Here is an 898-nt window from a genome sequence, read left to right as displayed (position 1 = left end):
TAGTAGCTAGTCAAATAACTTATGGAAACGGCGCAAAAGTGAATACTTCTTTTGTAACCAATCTAGGTGACGCTAAAATTTGGCTGTGTCAAAAGCTAAATCAACGATTGAAGAGTGTTCAAGCTAAAAGACCAGCACTAGCGAAATATCGTTACCCATCTTGTGTGATAAGCGGGGCGCTAGTTAAAAAATATATTGATGCTGGAATTGATATCAAGATTGGGAGGGAATCTTGCGCTAGGATTGAAAAATCTAAATTAGACCAACAGCGGGAGCTTGGGAAAGGTGTATATGGTGGAGGCTATTTTGTGTCAAAAGAAATAGCTAGTGAGATGGAAAGAGGCTTTGAACGTGGAAAAATTATCGAATTAGAACAAGAAAAGGAATTAGGCTATATTTGGAAATTATCGGATAGGGAAAAAGATATAGTAGGGAAGCTTAAGTAAAATCTGACATTTTCAGACGTCACGCCAATTGCCACTGCACACTGACCTACTATCCAGGAGATGGGAAAAGGCAGAATGCGTGGTCGAAAGACGACACAAAAGATGAGCGACAGCATTTGATAGAAAAAGAAAAAGAAAAGCGAGATGTAATAGCCAACAATCGGAAAACAGACTTAAGTGAATATAAGCGTATTGTCGAAGTGCTAGGCGAAGATAAAGCGCCAGTCTCTTTTCCACAGTTCCAAAAAATGAAGTATAATGATCTTGAAGGATACGAACGTTTAAAGGATAGGGTATTCATTCAGAATAACTTTAATAAGGGAATCTGGTTAGATAAAATTAATCAAGAAAAGCAAGCCCGTCATATGCAGGCAAGCGCCGGAGTGGGGAAAAGTTATTTTTATGATGATGTTGATGTGGAAGAGCTGTATAATAAATATAAGATGACAGGT

The 898-nt window shown here is 38.2% G+C and carries 2 protein-coding genes; both read left to right on the top strand.

The features are described 5' to 3' along the window. Positions 1 to 446, top strand: a 446-nt coding sequence (locus D3H64_RS10295) for a hypothetical protein (RefSeq protein ID WP_199700166.1), incomplete at its 5' end; no start/stop codon positions are given. Positions 447 to 562: 116 nt separating this feature from the next. Then, the coding region (locus D3H64_RS10040; protein WP_233554945.1) for a polymorphic toxin type 50 domain-containing protein at positions 563 to 898 on the top strand (336 nt) is incomplete at its 3' end.

Source organism: Atopobacter sp. AH10, assembly GCF_003664595.1.
Classification (GTDB): domain Bacteria; phylum Bacillota; class Bacilli; order Lactobacillales; family Aerococcaceae; genus Atopobacter.
This window is presented reverse-complemented; position numbering and strand designations above follow the sequence as displayed.